The sequence below is a fragment of the Bradyrhizobium sacchari genome (assembly GCF_002068095.1).
GTDB lineage: Bacteria > Pseudomonadota > Alphaproteobacteria > Rhizobiales > Xanthobacteraceae > Bradyrhizobium > Bradyrhizobium sacchari.
Window position 1 is genome coordinate 153,246 of sequence record NZ_LWIG01000008.1, and the last position, 17,409, is coordinate 170,654.

At 63.0% G+C, this 17,409-nt stretch carries 17 protein-coding genes and 1 tRNA gene; 13 read left to right on the forward strand and 5 right to left on the reverse strand.

Annotated elements, in window-relative coordinates:
• Positions 1–5: 5 nt before the first annotated feature.
• The 10 genes from A5906_RS11910 (at position 6) to A5906_RS11955 (ending at position 11,590) form a co-directional block, all read left to right on the forward strand.
• Positions 6–1,118, forward strand: a complete 1,113-nt coding sequence (locus A5906_RS11910; RefSeq protein WP_080135392.1) for an NAD-dependent epimerase/dehydratase family protein — start codon at positions 6–8, stop codon at positions 1,116–1,118.
• A complete protein-coding gene (locus A5906_RS11915) occupies positions 1,118–2,182 on the forward strand; it encodes an NAD-dependent epimerase/dehydratase family protein (protein WP_080135393.1) in 1,065 nt (354 codons plus the stop codon). The genes A5906_RS11910 and A5906_RS11915 overlap by 1 nt, the downstream gene beginning before the upstream one ends.
• Positions 2,179–3,465, forward strand: coding sequence for a TIGR04295 family B12-binding domain-containing radical SAM protein (locus A5906_RS11920; RefSeq protein WP_080135394.1), 1,287 nt, complete (start codon positions 2,179–2,181; stop codon positions 3,463–3,465). The genes A5906_RS11915 and A5906_RS11920 overlap by 4 nt, the downstream gene beginning before the upstream one ends.
• Positions 3,462–4,574 carry a glycosyltransferase family 4 protein gene (locus tag A5906_RS11925; protein ID WP_080135395.1) on the forward strand — a complete coding sequence of 371 codons (1,113 nt, stop codon included), beginning with the start codon at positions 3,462–3,464 and terminating at the stop codon, positions 4,572–4,574. The genes A5906_RS11920 and A5906_RS11925 overlap by 4 nt, the downstream gene beginning before the upstream one ends.
• Positions 4,571–5,701, forward strand: coding sequence for a CgeB family protein (locus tag A5906_RS11930; RefSeq protein WP_080135396.1), 1,131 nt, complete (start codon positions 4,571–4,573; stop codon positions 5,699–5,701). Before A5906_RS11925 ends, A5906_RS11930 begins: the two co-directional genes overlap by 4 nt.
• Positions 5,698–6,786, forward strand: coding sequence for a CgeB family protein (locus A5906_RS11935; RefSeq protein WP_080135397.1), 1,089 nt, complete (start codon positions 5,698–5,700; stop codon positions 6,784–6,786). Before A5906_RS11930 ends, A5906_RS11935 begins: the two co-directional genes overlap by 4 nt.
• Positions 6,783–7,907, forward strand: coding sequence for a CgeB family protein (locus A5906_RS11940; RefSeq protein ID WP_080135398.1), 1,125 nt, complete (start codon positions 6,783–6,785; stop codon positions 7,905–7,907). The genes A5906_RS11935 and A5906_RS11940 overlap by 4 nt, the downstream gene beginning before the upstream one ends.
• Positions 7,908–7,917: 10 nt before the next feature.
• Positions 7,918–8,997 (forward strand): UDP-glucuronic acid decarboxylase family protein, encoded by a 1,080-nt coding sequence (locus A5906_RS11945; protein ID WP_080135399.1) that lies wholly within the window; start codon positions 7,918–7,920, stop codon positions 8,995–8,997.
• Between the two features lie 393 nt (positions 8,998–9,390).
• Entirely contained in the window at positions 9,391–10,698 is a 1,308-nt protein-coding gene (locus A5906_RS11950) for an NRAMP family divalent metal transporter (RefSeq protein ID WP_080135528.1), read from the forward strand.
• Between the two features lie 7 nt (positions 10,699–10,705).
• Positions 10,706–11,590, forward strand: coding sequence for an NAD(P)/FAD-dependent oxidoreductase (locus A5906_RS11955; RefSeq protein WP_080135400.1), 885 nt, complete (start codon positions 10,706–10,708; stop codon positions 11,588–11,590).
• 290 nt (positions 11,591–11,880) lie between these two features.
• On the opposite strand, the gene A5906_RS42965 is transcribed toward A5906_RS11955, so the two are convergent.
• The 3 genes from A5906_RS42965 to A5906_RS11965 form a co-directional block, all read right to left on the reverse strand.
• The gene (locus A5906_RS42965; RefSeq protein ID WP_167523559.1) at positions 11,881–12,087 is read right to left on the reverse strand and encodes a hypothetical protein; all 207 of its coding nucleotides are present in this window, start codon (positions 12,085–12,087) and stop codon (positions 11,881–11,883) included.
• Between the two features lie 185 nt (positions 12,088–12,272).
• A tRNA-Glu gene (locus A5906_RS11960) sits at positions 12,273–12,347 on the reverse strand.
• Positions 12,348–12,561: 214 nt separating this feature from the next.
• Positions 12,562–12,906, reverse strand: coding sequence for a hypothetical protein (locus tag A5906_RS11965; protein ID WP_080135401.1), 345 nt, complete (start codon positions 12,904–12,906; stop codon positions 12,562–12,564).
• Here A5906_RS11965 and A5906_RS11970 point away from each other — a divergent pair.
• The 3 genes from A5906_RS11970 (at position 12,905) to A5906_RS11980 (ending at position 15,568) form a co-directional block, all read left to right on the forward strand.
• Positions 12,905–13,927, forward strand: a complete 1,023-nt coding sequence (locus A5906_RS11970; RefSeq protein WP_136615157.1) for an RluA family pseudouridine synthase — start codon at positions 12,905–12,907, stop codon at positions 13,925–13,927. The genes A5906_RS11965 and A5906_RS11970 overlap by 2 nt on opposite strands.
• 217 nt (positions 13,928–14,144) lie before the next feature.
• Complete coding sequence (gene rpoH, locus A5906_RS11975) at positions 14,145–15,044, forward strand: RNA polymerase sigma factor RpoH (protein ID WP_018643767.1); 900 nt, start codon at positions 14,145–14,147, stop codon at positions 15,042–15,044.
• A 182-nt stretch (positions 15,045–15,226) separates the two neighbouring features.
• Positions 15,227–15,568: a hypothetical protein gene (locus A5906_RS11980; protein WP_080135403.1), complete on the forward strand. Its 342-nt coding sequence runs from the start codon at positions 15,227–15,229 to the stop codon at positions 15,566–15,568.
• 175 nt (positions 15,569–15,743) lie between these two features.
• On the opposite strand, the gene A5906_RS11985 is transcribed toward A5906_RS11980, so the two are convergent.
• Both A5906_RS11985 and A5906_RS11990 read right to left on the reverse strand, forming a co-directional pair.
• Complete coding sequence (locus A5906_RS11985; RefSeq protein WP_080135404.1) at positions 15,744–16,367, reverse strand: peptidoglycan recognition protein family protein; 624 nt, start codon at positions 16,365–16,367, stop codon at positions 15,744–15,746.
• A gap of 35 nt (positions 16,368–16,402) precedes the next feature.
• The coding region (locus A5906_RS11990) for a GGDEF domain-containing protein (RefSeq protein ID WP_245326698.1) at positions 16,403–17,409 on the reverse strand (1,007 nt) is incomplete at its 5' end.

The window sequence follows — 17,409 nt, forward strand, 5'->3', positions numbered from 1 at the left end:
GGTGAATGACGCGAGTATTGATCACGGGGGGCGCGGGCTTTATCGGCTCTCATGCAACGGATGCGCTGCTCGCGGCAGGCTACGAAGTCCGTCTGCTCGACAATCTCTCGCCGCAGGTCCACGGCGGCGATCGCCAGCGCCCCTCCTATCTTCCCGACGAAGTCGAGCTCATCGTCGGTGACGTCACCGACAGCCTCGCCGTCGAGCATGCGCTGCGCGGCGCCGACATGGTCCTGCATCTAGCGTCGGCCGTCGGCGTCGGCCAGAGCATGTACGACATCGAGCCTTACGTGCGGACCAACGAACTCGGCACCGCCGTCCTCCTCCAGGCGCTGTCCAGTCGCCCGGTCGCGCGGCTGGTCGTCGCCTCCTCCATGAGCATCTATGGCGAGGGCCTCTATCGCAGGCCAGATCAAAGCGTGGTCACCTGCGAGGAACGGTCTATCCAGCAGCTCCGCACAGGGGAATGGGAGCTGCGCGACACGGCCGGCCATCCCCTCGCCCCGGTGGCCACGCCGGAGAGCAAACTGCCCTCGCTTAGCTCCGTGTATGCACTGAACAAGTTTGCGCAGGAGCGCATGTGCCTGATCACCGGCAAGGCTTACGGAATCCCAACAGTAGCGCTGCGCTTCTTCAACGTGTTCGGTCCGCGCCAAGCCCTGTCGAACCCCTACACGGGCGTGCTCGCTATCTTTGCCGCACGGCTGCTCAATGGACGGTCGCCGCTCGTGTTCGAGGACGGCGAGCAACGGCGCGACTTCGTCCACGTACATGACGTCGCCCGCGCCTGTCGCCTCGCATTGGAAGCGGAAAATGCGCAGGACGTGTTCAATGTCGGCTCCGGCCAAAGCCGGACCATCCTGTCCGTCGCGAGGGACCTTGCTGAGGTCATGGGCCGCAGCGATATCGTGCCCGAGGTCACGCGGAAATATCGCGCCGGCGATATCAGGCACTGCTTCGCCGACATCGGCAAATCGCGCGATCTGCTCGGCTTCGAGCCGCACGTGGCCTTCAAGGACGGTCTCGAGGAACTCGCAGGCTATCTCGCAGACCAGATCGCCGACGACCAGGCCGAGCGGGCGACCCAGGAACTGCTGCAGCGAGGATTGGTTGCGTGATGAACGAGCGAGACAACAGGGCCGTCCTGATCACCGGTGGCTGCGGCTTCATCGGCTGCAGTCTTGCCGACCGGCTGGCGAACCGCGGCGAGCGCGTCCTGGTGCTGGACAATCTGGCCCGTGCCGGCGTGCGCGAGAACGCGCAATGGCTGAAGTCAAGATATGGCGATCTCGTCACCATTACGGTGGCCGACATTCGAGAGCCGATTCCAGTGATCGATGCCGTGCGTGAGGCCCGCGCCGTGCTGCATCTGGCGGCCCAGGTCGCCGTCACCGACAGCGTGAGCGACCCGGCCGCCGATTTCGAGATCAACGCACGCGGTACCCTGAATGTGCTCGAAGCAGTTCGGCTGCACAATAGCACTGCTCCGGTCGTGTTCGCCTCCACCAACAAGGTCTACGGCCGCCTGATCGAGGACAGCGAGATCGCGCTCACTGGCCGTCGTTACACGCCTACCAATGATCTGCTAGCGGACGGCATTTCCGAGAACGCGCCGCTCGATTTCTACAGCCCTTATGGGTGCTCTAAGGGCACCGCAGATCAATATGTTCATGACTATGCGCGGGTTTATGGGCTCCAGACCGTAGTGATGCGCATGAGCTGCATCTACGGGCCGCGTCAATTCGGCACTGAAGATCAGGGCTGGATCGCGCACTTCCTGCTGAGCGCGATCCGCGGCAGGCCACTGACGATCTACGGAGACGGTTATCAGGTTCGCGACGCCTTGCATGTGTCGGATGCAGCCACCGCCTGGCTCGCAGTGCTTGACCGGATCGCGCTCGCACGCGGCCGCGTGTTCAATCTCGGTGGCGGTCCCGCCAACGCGGTCAGTCTTCGCGAGCTCATCGACCACATCGCTGAGTTGACCGGCCGCGACGTCGCTTACCGCTTTGCCGATTGGCGTCCGGGCGATCAACCCTGGTACGTCACGGACACGCGTGCGCTGTCGACCGCGCTCGGATGGTCGCCGCAAGTCCCCGTCACCGAGGGCCTTCGCTCTCTCTACGCCTGGCTGGACACTCGCTTCGGAGCAGCTCACGGCAGCCGCGAGGTTCTCGCATGACTCGCGTCGCCCTGATCAACCCGAATTGGGATTTTGGCGGCAGCATCTATTTCGGCTGCCGGTCCCCCCACCTTCCGCTCGAGCTCGGCATCTCCGAGCATTACCTGAAGGTGGCTGGGCACCGGACGCTGCTGCTCGATGCACACATGTACGATCTGTCATTCCAGGATATCGAAGCAGAGCTGCGCGCGTTCAGCCCCGACCTGATCGTCATCACGACCGCCCCGACCTACCTGTTCTGGCGCTGCGCACCGCCGGAATTGCGCGTTCCGCAGGAGCTTGCACGCGCGGTGCGGGATCTTGCACCGACGCTGATCGCGGTCGGCCCGCACGGCTCGACGACGCCGCGGGCGGCTCTCAAAAAGCTCGCCGTCGACGTCATCGTGATGGGCGAGTGCGAGGCTTCCTTGCTGCGCCTGGCAAACGGCGAGCGCGACTTTTCCGGCCTGTGCTTTGCAGACGGCGACTCGGTACGGGTCAATGGCGGCCCGCGGGCCGTCGACTTCAAGGATCAGCCGGCGCTCGACTGGCCGGACGAGATGATCCGGCGTCATCAGCACCACCATCACCGTTTCGAGGCCGAGCCGGTGGGGCCCGGAGCGGAGGTCGAGGCGTCGCGGGGATGCCCATACAATTGCACGTTCTGCGCCAAGGAGAATTTTCGCAATACCTATCGCAAGCGGCCGCCTCCCGTCGTTCTTGATGAGATCGATCGCCTGCGCGGGCAAGGCGTCGAATATGTCTACTTCATCGATGAAATTTTCCTTCCGAGCCCCGAGCTCTTGGAAGGGCTGAGCACGCGGGGTCTCAAGTTCGGCGTGCAGACCCGCATCGATCTCTGGAAGCCCGATATGCTCGCTTTGCTCGGCCGTGCCGGCTGCGTGTCAATCGAGGCGGGAATCGAGAGTCTCACCGTTGAGGGACGCGCCGCGCTCGCCAAGAACTGCAAGATGACCACTGACCAGCTCGCCGACCGCCTGGTCGAAGCGCGCCGGCACGTCCCGTTCGTGCAGGCCAATCTGATCGAGGTGCCTGAGGACGACGATCCCGTGGTGCAGCGCTGGCGCCACAAGATGCAGGATGCCGGCATCTGGGCCAATGATCCGGTCCCGCTTTATCCGTATCCCGGCTCGCCGGATTATCGGAAGCTCTGGGGCGAGGCGGACGATTTCGCCTGGGAGCGCGCGCACCGGCACTATCTCGGAATGTTCGACCAGTTCAGCGACGTGCAGAACGATCGTCCCATCCCGCTAGAGGCCCTCGAACATCCGGTGGCCTCATGAGCCGTCCGTCGCACATCCGAATCCTGATGACGACCGACGCCTTGGGAGGCGTGTGGACCTATTCGTGCGGGCTGGCGTCGAGCCTCGTCGCCTCCGGTGCCGACGTCACCCTCGTGACCATGGGCCCGCCCACAAGCGCAGATCAACGTGAGATGCTTCGCGGCTCGGCGGTTCAGCTGATCGATACGAACCTTGCCCTGGAATGGCAGGACCCAGAAGGCTGTGATTTGGCCAACGCCGGCCGCGTCCTCGCCAGGCTGGAAGCGCAAATCCGCCCGGACATCGTCCATCTCAACAGTTTCCGAGAGGCGACCCTCGCATGGCGCGCGCCGACCGTTCTCGTGGCACATTCCTGCGTCAACTCGTGGGCGCTGGCATGCCGCGATACGGCCTGGCTCGTCGAGCCGCGATGGCGGCGCTATACGGAACTCGTCTCCGCGGCATTCGACAACACGCGGGCATGGGTCTGCCCAAGCCAGTCCTTCCACGACGACATCGTGGGGATCTATCGGCCCCGCTCACCCGGAGCCGTGATCTGGAACGGCATTGCTGCCGGAGACTCTCCGTGCCGAAAGCGAGAGCTGATCTTCGCAGCCGGCCGGATCTGGGATCGCGCCAAGAATATCGGAGTGTTGGCGGCGGTGGCACCGGGGTTGGGCTGGCCGGTTCACGTCGCAGGTCCCGCCGATGCGCATCCATCAACAGGCATCACCTGGCTTGGTCAATTGCCGCACAGAGCCTTGCGTGGACATCTCCAGCATGCCGCGATCTTTGTAAGTCCGGCGCTCTACGAGCCATTCGGCCTTTCCGTGCTCGAGGCAGCCGCCGCCGGCTGCGCGCTCGTGCTGTCGGACATTCCAACCTTCCGGGAATTATGGAGTGGAGCCGCGCTGTTCTTCGATCCCAGCGACCGTCAAATGTTACACAGGCTCCTGGCCGACCTTTGCGTCGATGATCTCGGAAGGACACAGCTGCAGCGCCGCGCGTATGAGCATTCCCTGACTTATTCACTGGCACGCACCACGAGTGCCTATCTCAAGCTCTACGAAGAGCTGCTCACCTCCGAGCCCGCATCCACACCGCACAGCCGAATCGAGGTGCGCGTATGAAGTGCGTTCTGTTCTACCACGCGTTCATATCCTGCTGGAACAATGGAAATGCTCACTTCCTGCGGGGTTACGCCCGCGAGCTGGCAGCGCTCGGCCATGAGGTCGTGGTGTTCGAGCCGACCGACGGATGGAGCCGGCTGAATGCGATCCGCGAAATCGGCGGTGAGGCCATACAAGATGTCGGCCGGCTCTTCCCTGGCATCTCCGTTCGTCGCTACGACGCCGCGCTCGACTTTGACGAAGCGCTCGATGGCGCCGATCTCGTCATTGTGCATGAATGGAATTCGCCTGACGTGATCGAGCAGGTCGGACGCAGGCGCGCCCATGGTGCGCCATATACTCTGCTGTTTCACGACACGCACCATCGTGTGATCACCGCGCCCGATGAACTTGCGCAGTTCGACCTGGATGCGTTTGACGGCGTTCTCGCCTTCGGCGAGGTCCTCCGTCAAATCTATATGAAGCTGGGTTGGGCCAATCGCGCCTATACCTGGCACGAGGCGGCGGATGTCGCCTTGTATCATCCCCTTTCCGATGTCGAACGCGCCGAAGATCTGGTCTGGATTGGGAATTGGGGTGATGGAGAGCGCAGCGCCGAACTCAACGAATTTCTGGTCGAACCCGTCGCCGAGCTGAACCTGCACGCGAGCGTCTATGGTGTGCGCTATTCGGACGGCGCCCTCCATACGATCCGGACCGCTGGCATCCGCTATGGCGGCTGGCTCCCCGCCCACCGGGCCCCCGTCGCCTTCGCCGGCGCACGCGCCACCATTCACGTGCCGCGCGGCCCCTATGTCCGATTGCTTCCCGGCATCCCCACGATCCGCGTTTTCGAGGCGCTGGCCTGCGGCATCCCTCTGGTTTCCGCACCCTGGTCTGACGCAGAGGAGCTGTTCCCGGACGGTGCATATCTCACGGCGGCGCATGGCGCTGATATGAGCCGCAAGCTTCGTGCCGTCCTGGATGATCGCGAGCTGTCCTCGGCGCTGGTGGCGACAGGGCTCCGGGCCGTCCTGGAGCGGCATACCTGCCGGCATCGCGCGCAACAGCTCGTCGGCATCGTTGAGGCGATCCGTGCTTCCGGTACCTCGTCACAGCCTTTGCGATATATCGGAGCCTCCGCATGAAGATCAGCTTCTTCGGATCAAGCCTTGTCTCCTCGTACTGGAACGGCGCCGCCACCTATTATCGCGGCATGCTGAAGGAGATTGCGGCGCTCGGACACGAGGTCACTTTCTTCGAGCCCGACGCCTTCGAGCGGCAGGCGCATCGCGATATCAACGATCCACACTGGGCCGAGGTCGTCGTCTATCCGGCGACGTCCGACGGCTGGCGTACGTCCCTCGACGCGGCCGCGCGATCAGCCGACATGGTGATCAAGGCGAGTGGCGTTGGCGTCTTCGATCAAGAGCTGGAAACCGCGGTTGCCAGCCTTCCCTCCCGGACCATCCGCGTTTATTGGGATGTCGATGCGCCTGCCACGCTGGAAGCGATCGCAAGTGATCCGCTGCATCATCTGCGCCGTGCTATTCCATCCTACGACATCGTCCTGACCTACGGCGGCGGCGATGGCGTCGTGGCTGCCTATCGCGCCATGGGCGCGCAGGACTGCGTGCCAATCTACAACGCGCTCGACCCCAACACCCATTTTCCGTCGCCAGCGGAGCCAGGCTTCACTTGCGATCTCAGCCTTCTCGCAAACCGCCTGCCGGACCGCGAGCAGCGCGTCCAGCAATTCTTTCTCGATGTTGCACGCGACCTGCCAAGCAAGACGTTCGTGCTTGGCGGCTCCGGCTGGGAGACCAAGAACACATCCAGCAACCTTCGCAAGGTTGGCCACGTCGGCACCGGCGCGCACAATGCGTTCTTCGGTTCCGCTCTCGCCACTCTGAACGTCAATCGCGACAGCATGGCACGCTTTGGCTTCTCGCCGCCGACGCGGGTATTCGAGGCGATCGGCGCAGGAGCCTGCCTGATCACCGACCGCTGGAAGGGCATCGATCACTTCCTCGAGCCAGGTTTGGAGGTGCTGGTCGCGGCGAACGGCGCCGAGGTTGCGGATCACCTTGCGGCGCTCAGCCGCCGCCGCGCCCGCGCCATTGCCGATCGCGCCCGCGCCCGCATCCTGAGCCTGCACACCTACCGCCATCGCGCGCGCCAGTTCAACGAACTCTTCACAGGGAGCAGCTCGCACATCGAGGCAGCAGAATGAACCTCAACATCGTCGTCATCGGTCTCTCGGTTACTTCGTCATGGGGCAATGGTCATGCCACGACCTATCGCGCCCTGATCGGGGCCTTGGCGCGACGCGGTCATCACGTCTCGTTCCTCGAACGCGACGTTCCCTGGTATCGCGATCACCGCGATCTGACGAACCCTTCGTCGTGGCGGGTCGAGCTTTATCAATCGCTGAAGGACGTTCCACAGCGCTTTGGCCGCCTGGTCCGGGACGCCGACCTGGTCGTCATCGGGTCCTATGTCCCGGACGGAATTGCCATCAGCGAATGGGTCACGACCCATGCGCGCGGGATCACCGCCTTCTACGACATCGATACACCTGTCACTCTTGCACGCCTCGAACACGGCCTCGAATATCTCTCGGCTGCGATGATTCCTCGCTTCGACCTCTATCTCTCCTTTGCTGGCGGACCGGTGCCGCAAACGATCGAGAAACGCTATGGCAGCCCGCTTGCCCGGGTCCTCTATTGCAGCGCCGATACCGATATCTACGCGCCGCAAGTCGCCAAGAAACGCTGGGCGCTTGGCTATCTCGGCACCTACAGCGACGACCGACAGCCGGTACTCGAGCAATTGCTGATCACGCCGGCCCGTACGCTTGCCTCGGAACAGTTCGTCGTTGCCGGCGCGCAATATCCTGCGGGGACCGTCTGGCCGGACAACGTCAGCCGCATCGAGCACCTTTCGCCCACGCGGCATCCCGCGTTCTACGCCGAGCAGCGATTTACCCTGAATGCCACCCGCGCGGATATGAAGGCGCTTGGCTTCTCGCCGAGCGTTCGGCTGTTCGAAGCAGCGGCCTGTGGCACCCCGGTCATTTCGGACCGATGGCCGGGACTCGAGACGATCTTTGAGCCGTCCCGCGAAATCCTGCTGGCATCCGGCCCGCGCGAGGTCCTCGAAATACTCCGCGACATGCCCGAGGAACGACGGCGGGGCATCGCGGAACAGGCGCGCCGTCGCGTGCTTCGCGATCACACGTCCGATCACCGCGCCCGGCAGCTGGAAGGCTATTACGCCGAGGCTTTGGCGCACCGCCGTCGAAAGACCACCCAATTTCCCGCCTGCCGTCCTATGCAGGTTGCAGAGACTTGAAAGGCCAGTCATGACATTCAATGCCATCATTCCCTCAAGCGAGCGCGCGACGACCGTCCTGGTCGCGGGCGGAGCCGGCTTCATAGGATCGCATCTTTGCGATGCTCTCCTACAACGCGGCAAAACCGTCATATGCCTCGACAACCTTTTCACTGGCAGCATCGACAACATTCGGCCGCTGCTGAACCACCCGAACTTTCGCTTCATCGAGCATGACGTGCGTGATCCCATCGCGATCGAAGACAGGGTTGACCGGGTTTACAGTCTTGCCTGCCCGGCCTCGCCGCGGCATTATCAGAAGGATCCGATCGGCACGATGAAAACGTGCGTGCTCGGTGCAATCAACCTGCTCGAGCTTGCGCGCCTGAAGGGCGCCCGGATTCTCCAGGCTTCGACCAGCGAGGTGTATGGCGACCCGGAAATTCATCCGCAACCCGAATCCTATCTCGGCAACGTTAACCCGATCGGTCCGCGCGCCTGTTACGACGAGGGCAAGCGGGCAGCGGAGACGCTGATGTTCGACTACCAGCGCGCCCACGGCATCGAGATCAAGGTCGCGCGAATCTTCAATACCTATGGCCCGCGCATGTTGGAGAACGACGGACGCGTCGTTTCCAACTTCATTGTGCAGGCGCTCCGTGGCGAGCCGATCACGATTTACGGCACCGGCAGTCAGACCAGGAGCTTCTGTTTCATCGACGATCTCGTTCGTGGCCTTCAGCTCCTGATGGAGAGCCCGTCGTCGATCACCGGGCCGTGCAATCTGGGCAATCCCCAGGAAATCACCATCGAGACCATCGCGCGCGAGGTGCTCGCCTGCACGGCTTCCAACTCGCCACTCCGCTTCGAGGCACTTCCGAAGGACGATCCGAAGCGCCGCAAGCCGGTGATCGATACCGCGACGCGGATACTGGGATGGCGACCGCGCGTCGCGCTACAGGACGGCCTCAAGACAACGATTGCCTATTTCGCGATGCGCATCGCCGGAGACTCACCCACGCTCGTTCCCGTCATTGCAACGCGCCGGCCAGGACGGGAAGCACACAACCGGATGACCATTGCCAAGCAGCGACGACAGTTCGCTGACTAAAGCCTTCGGAAGCAACATGGCTCCCCGAACAAGCTGGCAATGAAGGATGTCCGCGGAATCAGCTGCCTCGCCTGCGTAGGGCGTCAGCAGCCTCCAGGCAATTCGAGCACTTAAATCATCGGCGACGCCAAGAGAGCGAAGTCAAATCCACATTTCACAAATGTTAAGCGCAGCACAATCCAGTCACGTCGCCGCCGGCGCTCAGAGTTGGCCACCAACCAACTGGCGCGTATTTCGCAGCTGGGTAGTCGGCGCGCGCACGACCGACCATCAGCTGACGGTTGGCCGCCAACAGCTCCTCACCGCGTAGAGCGCCCAAGCTGCAAGGAACCATTGCATCGGGGCGGGATTGGCTCAGCACATGTGCAAGGGTCGAACGGTAATGGCTTATTGATGACGCAGGCAGAGCGTGCCAACGAGCCATCACGACACTCGACCACCGGCGGTTCAGGCCATCGCCGCTTTGCTCGTGCGATTGGTCTGGGGGTGGTGACCGGCGCAGCGGATGATGACTGTTCTGCGATCGGGACATACGCGAGCGCAGGCGCTCAATTCGGCACGGCACTTCTATGGACCGCGCCGGTGACCTTCCCCATGATGTTCGCGGTCGTGTATCTGTCTTCCAAGCTTGGGCAGGTCAGCGGGAAAGGTCTGTTTCACGTCATCCGGGAGATCTATCCCCGCTGGATCCTGTGGCCCCTGTTGATCGGCGTCCTGATCGGAAACACCATTGAGGCGGCGGCAGACCTCGGCGGAATGGCGGCGGCTCTCCAGCTGTTCATTCCAATTTCAACCCCCATTATCGTTGTGGTCGTTGCCGCAATGATCGTGGCACTCCAGGTATGTGGCTCCTACGAACTCATCCGGAACATATTCCGATGGCTTGCGCTCGCTCTGTTCGCTTACGTCGCCTCGGCGTTGCTTGCGAGGCCCGATCGCTGGGAAGTTCTGCGTGGCACGTTTGTACCGACGATCCACTTCTCTCGTGATTTCCTATCCATTCTCGTCGCAATCATCGGTACGAGCCTCTCGGCTTATCTTTATACCTGGCAGTCCAACGTTGAAGTCGAAGAGAAGATTGCCCAGGGGCGCGTCAAAGTGAGGGAGCGCCAGGGCTCTAGCGAGTCCGACCTGCACAAATCCCGAACGGATATTCTGACAGGGATGCTGTTCTCCAACGTCATCATGTATTTCATCATCCTGGCGACCGGAGCGACATTGTTCAAGGCCGGCCAGACCAACATAGATTCCGCAACGCAGGCCGCCGAGGCCTTGCGTCCGCTCGCGGGTGACGCAGCGGGCATCCTGTTTGCCGTCGGCATCATCGCGGTCGGCTTTCTCGCTATTCCGGTCATGACAACGGGGGCAGCCTATGACCTGTGTCAAGTCTTGGGCTGGAAAGGCAGCCTTCATGCGAAGCCCAGCGAAGCGGCGGCATTCTACCTGGTCATCACCGGCTTTACGGCCATCGCCGCCTGTTTGAACTTCCTGGGCCTCAACCCGATGCGAGCCTTGATCTATTCCGGCATCGTGCAGGGGTTTTCGACGCCGCCACTGCTTCTGTTCATCCTGCTGATAACGAACAACCGCCTTCTCATGGGCGACAAGGTCAACAGCCTACCGCTCAATATCCTGTCCTGTGCGACGGTGATTGTGATCTTTGCCGCCAGCATCGGATTGGTCGTAACGTGGTTCATGTGAGGACGCGATGCCCCTCGATTGCGTGATCGTCGGCGGCGGGCCCGCGGGATTGATGACTGCTATCTACCTGGCCCGTTTCCGCCGCAGCGTTTGCGTGATTGATGCTGGAGCAAGTCGGGCCGCTCTCATCCCCCGCAGCCACAATCTACCCGGTTTTGCCGGCGGCTTACCCGGAACGGAGCTTCTGGCACGCATGACAGCGCAGCTCGCGGAGCTAAAGGTGCCGCTGGTCCGTGCGGAGGTCACGATGCTCGAAAAGGCACAGGATCGGTTTCAGATGAGTTGGACCGGCGGAGCCGCCGATGCCGCGACAGTCGTGCTCGCTTGCGGGATAGTCGACATCCATCCGACGTGTGAACAATGGCGTCTTGCTGTCGCTGAGGGACTGTTGCGGTATTGTCCCGTATGTGACGCCTATGAAGCGAGGGGCCGTCGTATCGCAGTTGTGGGGCCGCTCGACCATGCGACGCCCAAGGCACTGTTTCTGCGCGGCTTCTCTTCAGACGTGACCGTGCTCGCGACTCGCATGAATGGAGACGATATGGCATCCGTGCTTTCCGAAGCAGATATTTCCCTCATCCATGCGCCAGACGTGAGCTTAAGACGTTCCGGCAGCAAGCTGGAGGCTGCTCTTCCCGACACGGCAGTCGCGTTCGATGTCGTATACCCGGCCATGGGCGCTGAGGTTCGCTCGCAACTCGCACTATCGCTTGGCGCAGCGCGTACGGATGAAGGCTATCTCACGGTCGACAACCACCAGAGGACGTCAATCGCCGGTCTCTACGGTGTTGGAGATCTTGTCGTCGATCTGCACCAAATCTCGGTCGCCTTTGGTCATGCAGCAGTGGCGGCCTGCACCATTCACAACAGTCTCCCTCGACGACTTGCTTAGCGCGAACTGTATCGTCGGGAGTGGTCCTGACATCTGCCGGCATCCTCTTCACGTGGAGATACCAGTCGAGCAAAAGGGGGAGCGTCCGAAAACTTGTCTTCAGGGAACTGATCTCCCGGCCGGCAAGCCCGACCGGGTCGAATTCCGCAAGGCATCTCCTGCGCGGGACCTCGCGGGGCGTCGACTTCCTGGCAAACGCCGGCACCTCCTGCTGAGTGACATTGATCGGGTCGTGCGCAGGGCGGCGATGATGTCGGTAATGGATATGATTGTGCCGAAAAATAGATAAATCAGAAGTGACGATTGAGCGCATGCGCAGCTTCGTTCGGGGCGCCCAGCGGGGCAATCTGTCCGCGGTCGCGCGAAAGATGAGCGGTGCCCCAATTCTTGTTGGGTCGGGCATCATTACCAAAGGCGTCGTTAGCCGGAACTGGCAAGATGAAAAGCGCGCTAGCGGCGGTCTGATAGCTCCAATGATGGGGTTTGAGCTTAACCAATGGAAAAAGCCTCCTCCAAATCGTGCAGGATGGAAGCGACGGAATGGCTCAAATAATGGGACGAGAACTTTGATCCGTGATGCTCGCCGCGAAGAACAGTTCATGATCAAACACTGTCCCACCGAAAACCGAGGTGGGACAAATCAGGGAAAAATCCCTTTTAGTTCAATGCTGAACTTTGGGAATGGCGCTCCCTAGGGGAATCGAACCCCTGTTTCAGCCTTGAGAGGGCCGCGTCCTAACCGCTAGACGAAGGGAGCGTGAGGGACAGGACATAGCCGCGAATTTTGCCGGCGGCAAGGTGGGATTCACGGGTTTCTCAGCTGTCGTCCTGGCCTGGTGCGCAATTGCGCACGGGAGCCGGACCCATTACCCCGAGACGCAATTGTTGCGCGCAGAGTTAACTCCCGAGTCCCCGTAACCATACCCGCCTAACCTTCGCCAGGACGATGGGGGGCAGCTATCCGGGCCGCCTCACGGCTCATTGGCGAACTTCAGCTTCCCGGCGGGTCTCAAGGTGTGGGCATCGAAAGTGCGGATCTCGGTGATTCCGCCGATATCGAGCGTGATCACGAGGCGATCGCCGGCCACCCCGGTCGCGACGATTTTGGCGCCCTTGGGCAGGGTAGCGGTGACGTCGCCGGCCGTCTCGACCGCCCTTCCCTCCGACTTGAAAAGGCGGTAGCCCACCGCGATCAGAACGGCGCAGATCGCCAGCGCCGTGGTCAACCCCGCGATCAGCATCATCCGTCGCACCCGCGCGAACAGGGCGGCCTGCTCGGGGGTCGGTTCGGGAACAGCGGTATCAGTCGTCGTCATGGAAAGTCTTGGCCCTAAAAGTCTTGGCTCTGCGCAAAGGTTGGAAGTTGTCGTCGCCGGCGACGAGGGTTCGGCCCGGCTCGATCGCGTGCTGGCGGCGCATCTCACCGACCTGTCGCGATCGCGGCTGAAGGCCCTGATCCTGGCGGGATCAGTGAGCCTGAAGGCCACCGCAATCCGCGACCCCGCTTATCACGTCGCCTCCGGCGATACGATCATAATCGACGTGCCGGAGGCCGCGCCCGCCGAGCCGAAAGGGGAGGATATCGCCCTCGATATCGTGTTCGAGGACGACGACATCATCGTCATCAACAAGCCCAAGGGCCTGGTCGTGCACCCCGCGGCCGGCCACGAGACCGGCACGCTGGTGAATGCGCTGATCGCTCATTGCGGCGCCTCGCTGTCGGGCATCGGCGGGGTGCGCCGGCCCGGCATCGTGCACCGGCTGGACAAGGACACGACAGGGCTGATGGTGGTCGCCAAGAATGACCTCGCCCACGCTTCGCTGTCGGCGCAATTCGCCGACCACGGCCGCACCGGCGAGATGCGGCGCGGCTATATGGCCTTCGCTTGGGGGGTGCCGAACCGGCATCGCGGCACCGTCGATGCGCCGATCGACCGTCATCCGCATGCGCGGGAGAAGATGGCGGTGCGCCAGGGCGGCCGCGAGGCGGTGACCCATTGGGAGATCCTGGAGAGCTTTTCAGGACGCGACGGCAAGGGCGTCGCCGCCCTGCTGGCCTGCGAGCTCGAGACCGGACGCACCCACCAGATCCGCGTCCACCTCGCCCATATCGGCCACCCCCTGATGGGCGACGCCGTCTATGGACCGCATTTCAAGACCAAGGCAAACCAGCTCGGGCAGGAATCGCAGCGAGCTTTGACCGCTCTTGGGCGGCAGGCCCTCCACGCTTATCTGCTGGTATTGCAGCACCCGAGGACAGGAGAATTACTCCACTGGGAGGCGCCCCTGCCGGAGGATTTGCTTCTCTTGGAGGGTGCCCTCAAAGCGGCGCTATGACGCAGGCCGTTTAAGAAAAACGTTACATTACAAAAAGTTATAGCTGCCACACGGGGACGTGACGTCAGCAATCCTTCCCTTTTCGACCCCCCATGGGGTATATTGCGCCTGCGTTGGAAATGACCAGCGCGGAACATCGCAGCCCGGCCGGCTTTGACACAGCGGTCGTCTGCCTGGCCCGCCGCTATCGGGGGCCTGAACCTTTGGAGGGCGCACTATGGCCCGTACCGCTGCTTTGCCGGTCCTCAATGGAGAATCCGGCCTTTCTCGCTACCTCGCCGAGATCCGCAAGTTCCCGATGCTGGAACCCCAGCAGGAATACATGCTCGCCAAGCGTTGGCGCGAGCATGACGATCGCGACGCGGCGCATCAACTCGTCACCAGCCATCTCCGCCTCGTGGCCAAGATCGCCATGGGCTATCGCGGCTACGGCCTGCCGATCTCCGAGGTCGTCTCGGAAGGCAATGTCGGCCTCATGCAGGCGGTGAAGCGTTTCGAACCCGAGAAGGGGTTCCGTCTCGCCACCTACGCGATGTGGTGGATCAAGGCGTCGATTCAAGAGTACATCCTGCGTTCCTGGTCGCTCGTGAAGATGGGCACAACCGCGAACCAGAAGAAGCTGTTCTTCAACCTGCGCAAGGCGAAGAGCAAGATCAACGCGCTGGACGAGGGCGATCTTCGCCCCGACCAGGTCGCGACCATTGCCAAGCGCCTCGGCGTGACGGACCAGGACGTGATCGACATGAACCGCCGCCTCGGTGGCGACGCGTCGCTCAACGCGCCGATCCGTGACGACGGCGAAGCCGGCGAATGGCAGGACTGGCTGGTCGACAACACGCCCAACCAGGAAGCCCTGATGGCGGAGCACGAGGAGTATGATCACCGCCGTGACGCGCTGAACGGCGCGATGGGCGTGCTCAACCCGCGCGAACGCCGCATCTTCGAGGCCCGCCGCCTCGCCGATGAGCCGATGACGCTGGAAGACCTTGCCGCCGAGTTCGGCGTGTCGCGCGAGCGCGTCCGCCAGATCGAGGTCCGCGCCTTCGAGAAGGTGCAGTCCGCGGTCAAGGGCACGATCGCAAGGCAGGAACAGGCCGCGCTGGAAGCCGCGCATTAAGCGGGCTTGCGCGGCAAGAGATTGGCGGATCGAAAGACAGAAAGCCGGCGGCAACGCCGGCTTTTTTGTTGGGCGTGAGCTGCGGCACGTTTCGCAGGCGTGCCGGCCTGGCATCTTGAACGCCCGTGACGGGTCGCCCGACACACTCTCGTCAGGCTACATCCAGCGAACGGACACGCGCCGTGTCGATCATCCTGCAATCCACCGTCGGGGGCTTCTCCCCCCAGTTCATGCGCAAGCTGCCTCAGGTCGAGCAGGCGATGCGCGAGCACGGGCTCGAGCCGTCCGAATTCGTGATCTCCAAGGACTATGCGTCCACTGCGACGATTCCGCTCATGGGTCCGTTCTTCTTCAGCTACAGCGTGTTCTTCGGCGAAGAGACCTTCACCGTCACCGAGCCGAACGACATGGTGTTCCTGGACTACTTCTTCAAACGCGTGCTCGCTGCGGCCAGCCCGCCGGATGCGCCGCGGCGGCGGGGCCTGATCCGGCGGCTGTTCGACTGGATGGCGCAGCCGGTGTGACCGCTCTTCCCCTCTCCCCTTGCGGGAGAGGGTGGCTTGCCGCGAGGCGAGACGGGTGAGGGGTTGTCTCCGCACGTAACTCTCTTAGTTATGAACTCGCCCATCCGGCGCTTCGCGCCACCTTCTCCCACAAGGGGAGAAGGAAAAAGAGCGCTCCGCCGGCGCCTCACGAACTCTACTCCCCCCAAACCCGCGCCAGCGTCGCGAGCCAGCAGCCTTCGCAATAGCGCGCGTCCTTGTAGTCGATCCAGTTGTGCGCATAGACGCGGTCGGGCGGAATGTCGTAGCGTGCGCGCAGTACCCTGACGAGGATTCTCCACGCGGCGACCTGCGCCTCGGTCGGTCCGGTCGCGACATCCGGATAATTGCCGGCGAACTCAACGCCGATCGAATTGTCGCGCACGACCTGGCGATAGGTCGGCCTGTTGTCGATGTACTTGTTGTCGTTGCGGTTGGCGCCGTCGCCGTGGGTCGGCACCAGGGTCTCAGCGACGGCCCAATAGACCGTGCCGTCGGTCTCCACCCACACCGTGACGCCGCGGCGCGTCGGATTCTTCGATTGCTCCGTAGCGCCGCCGCGCGCCGAGCCCGACGGCCCCTCGGTCTGGTGCACGATGATGTTGCGCCACGGATGGGCGCTGTGAACATCGCCCCACGGCGCGAGCCAGACCATCTTCAGGCCGGGAATGTCGGGCGTGCCGGAAGCGCGCGCGATCTTCGCGAGCTCGGCGTCGGTTGCGGCGGCGGGAGTGATCAGGAGAGCAGCGAGAACGGCTGCGAGAAGGCGAGACATCATCATGCAGGTCCAATAACGGACCCAGATCGTAGCAGGCTTTACGCGAATGTGCGCTTGCTCTTGGCGGCTCCGATCGGCTCCGGCGAGAGCGGCGGGGCCGGATCGCAGACGGCAAAATCGTTCTTGCCGTTCTTCTTGGCGGCATAGAGGGCGTGGTCGGCATGCGCGATCAGCCGGTCCGGGAATTGGCCGACGCCGCGGTCCCACTCGGCGACGCCGATCGAGATCGCGATCGGGATGTCCTTACCCGTGCAGCTTGCTGCATCCTGGCGGCAGACCTCGAGCACGCGGCGGGCGATCACGGCCCCCTCGCGCAAGGAGGAGGACGGCAGCACGACGCAGAACTCGTCGCCGCCGGTGCGGGCGAGCATGTCGCCGGGCCGCAAGCGCGTTTGTGCCATCAGGGTGAAGTGCCTGAGACACTCGTCGCCCGCGGCGTGGCCGTAGGTGTCGTTGATGGACTTGAAGCCGTCGAGGTCGATCACCAGCAGCGCGAACGGCTCTCCGCTGCGCTCCGAACGGGCGCATTCCTCGGACAAACGCTGCAGCAGATGGCGCCGGTTGGCGACCCCCGTGAGATCGTCGAGCAGCGCGAGGTCGGCGACCTCGCCCCGCAAGCGGTCCATCGCCATCAGCAGGAAGCCGAAATTGAGCGTCATGGACAGGAACAGCAGCCCCAGCACCATGACGGCATGGTTCTGACCGCCCGCGACGGCCGAGAAATCGTAGCCGAGCAGGTTACCCACCGTACGCACCAGCAGCATTCCGATGATGCCGAGTATGACGATGCCGGACAGCCGCGCGCCCGGGCTGACGCGGCCCTCCGGCGGTGACAGCAGCAGATGCAGCGACAGCACCAGCGGCAGCCCCTGACCGACCGTGTAGCTGAGCATGCGCAGTTGCATGTGCTCGAAGCCGATCATGAAGAACACGACGCCGGCGAGGCTCAGGCATTCCGTCGCGATCATGATGCGCCACGAGACCGGCCGGCCATAGAAGCGCTGAATGCCCATGGCTGCGAAGCAGCTCGCCGCCATGACGCCGG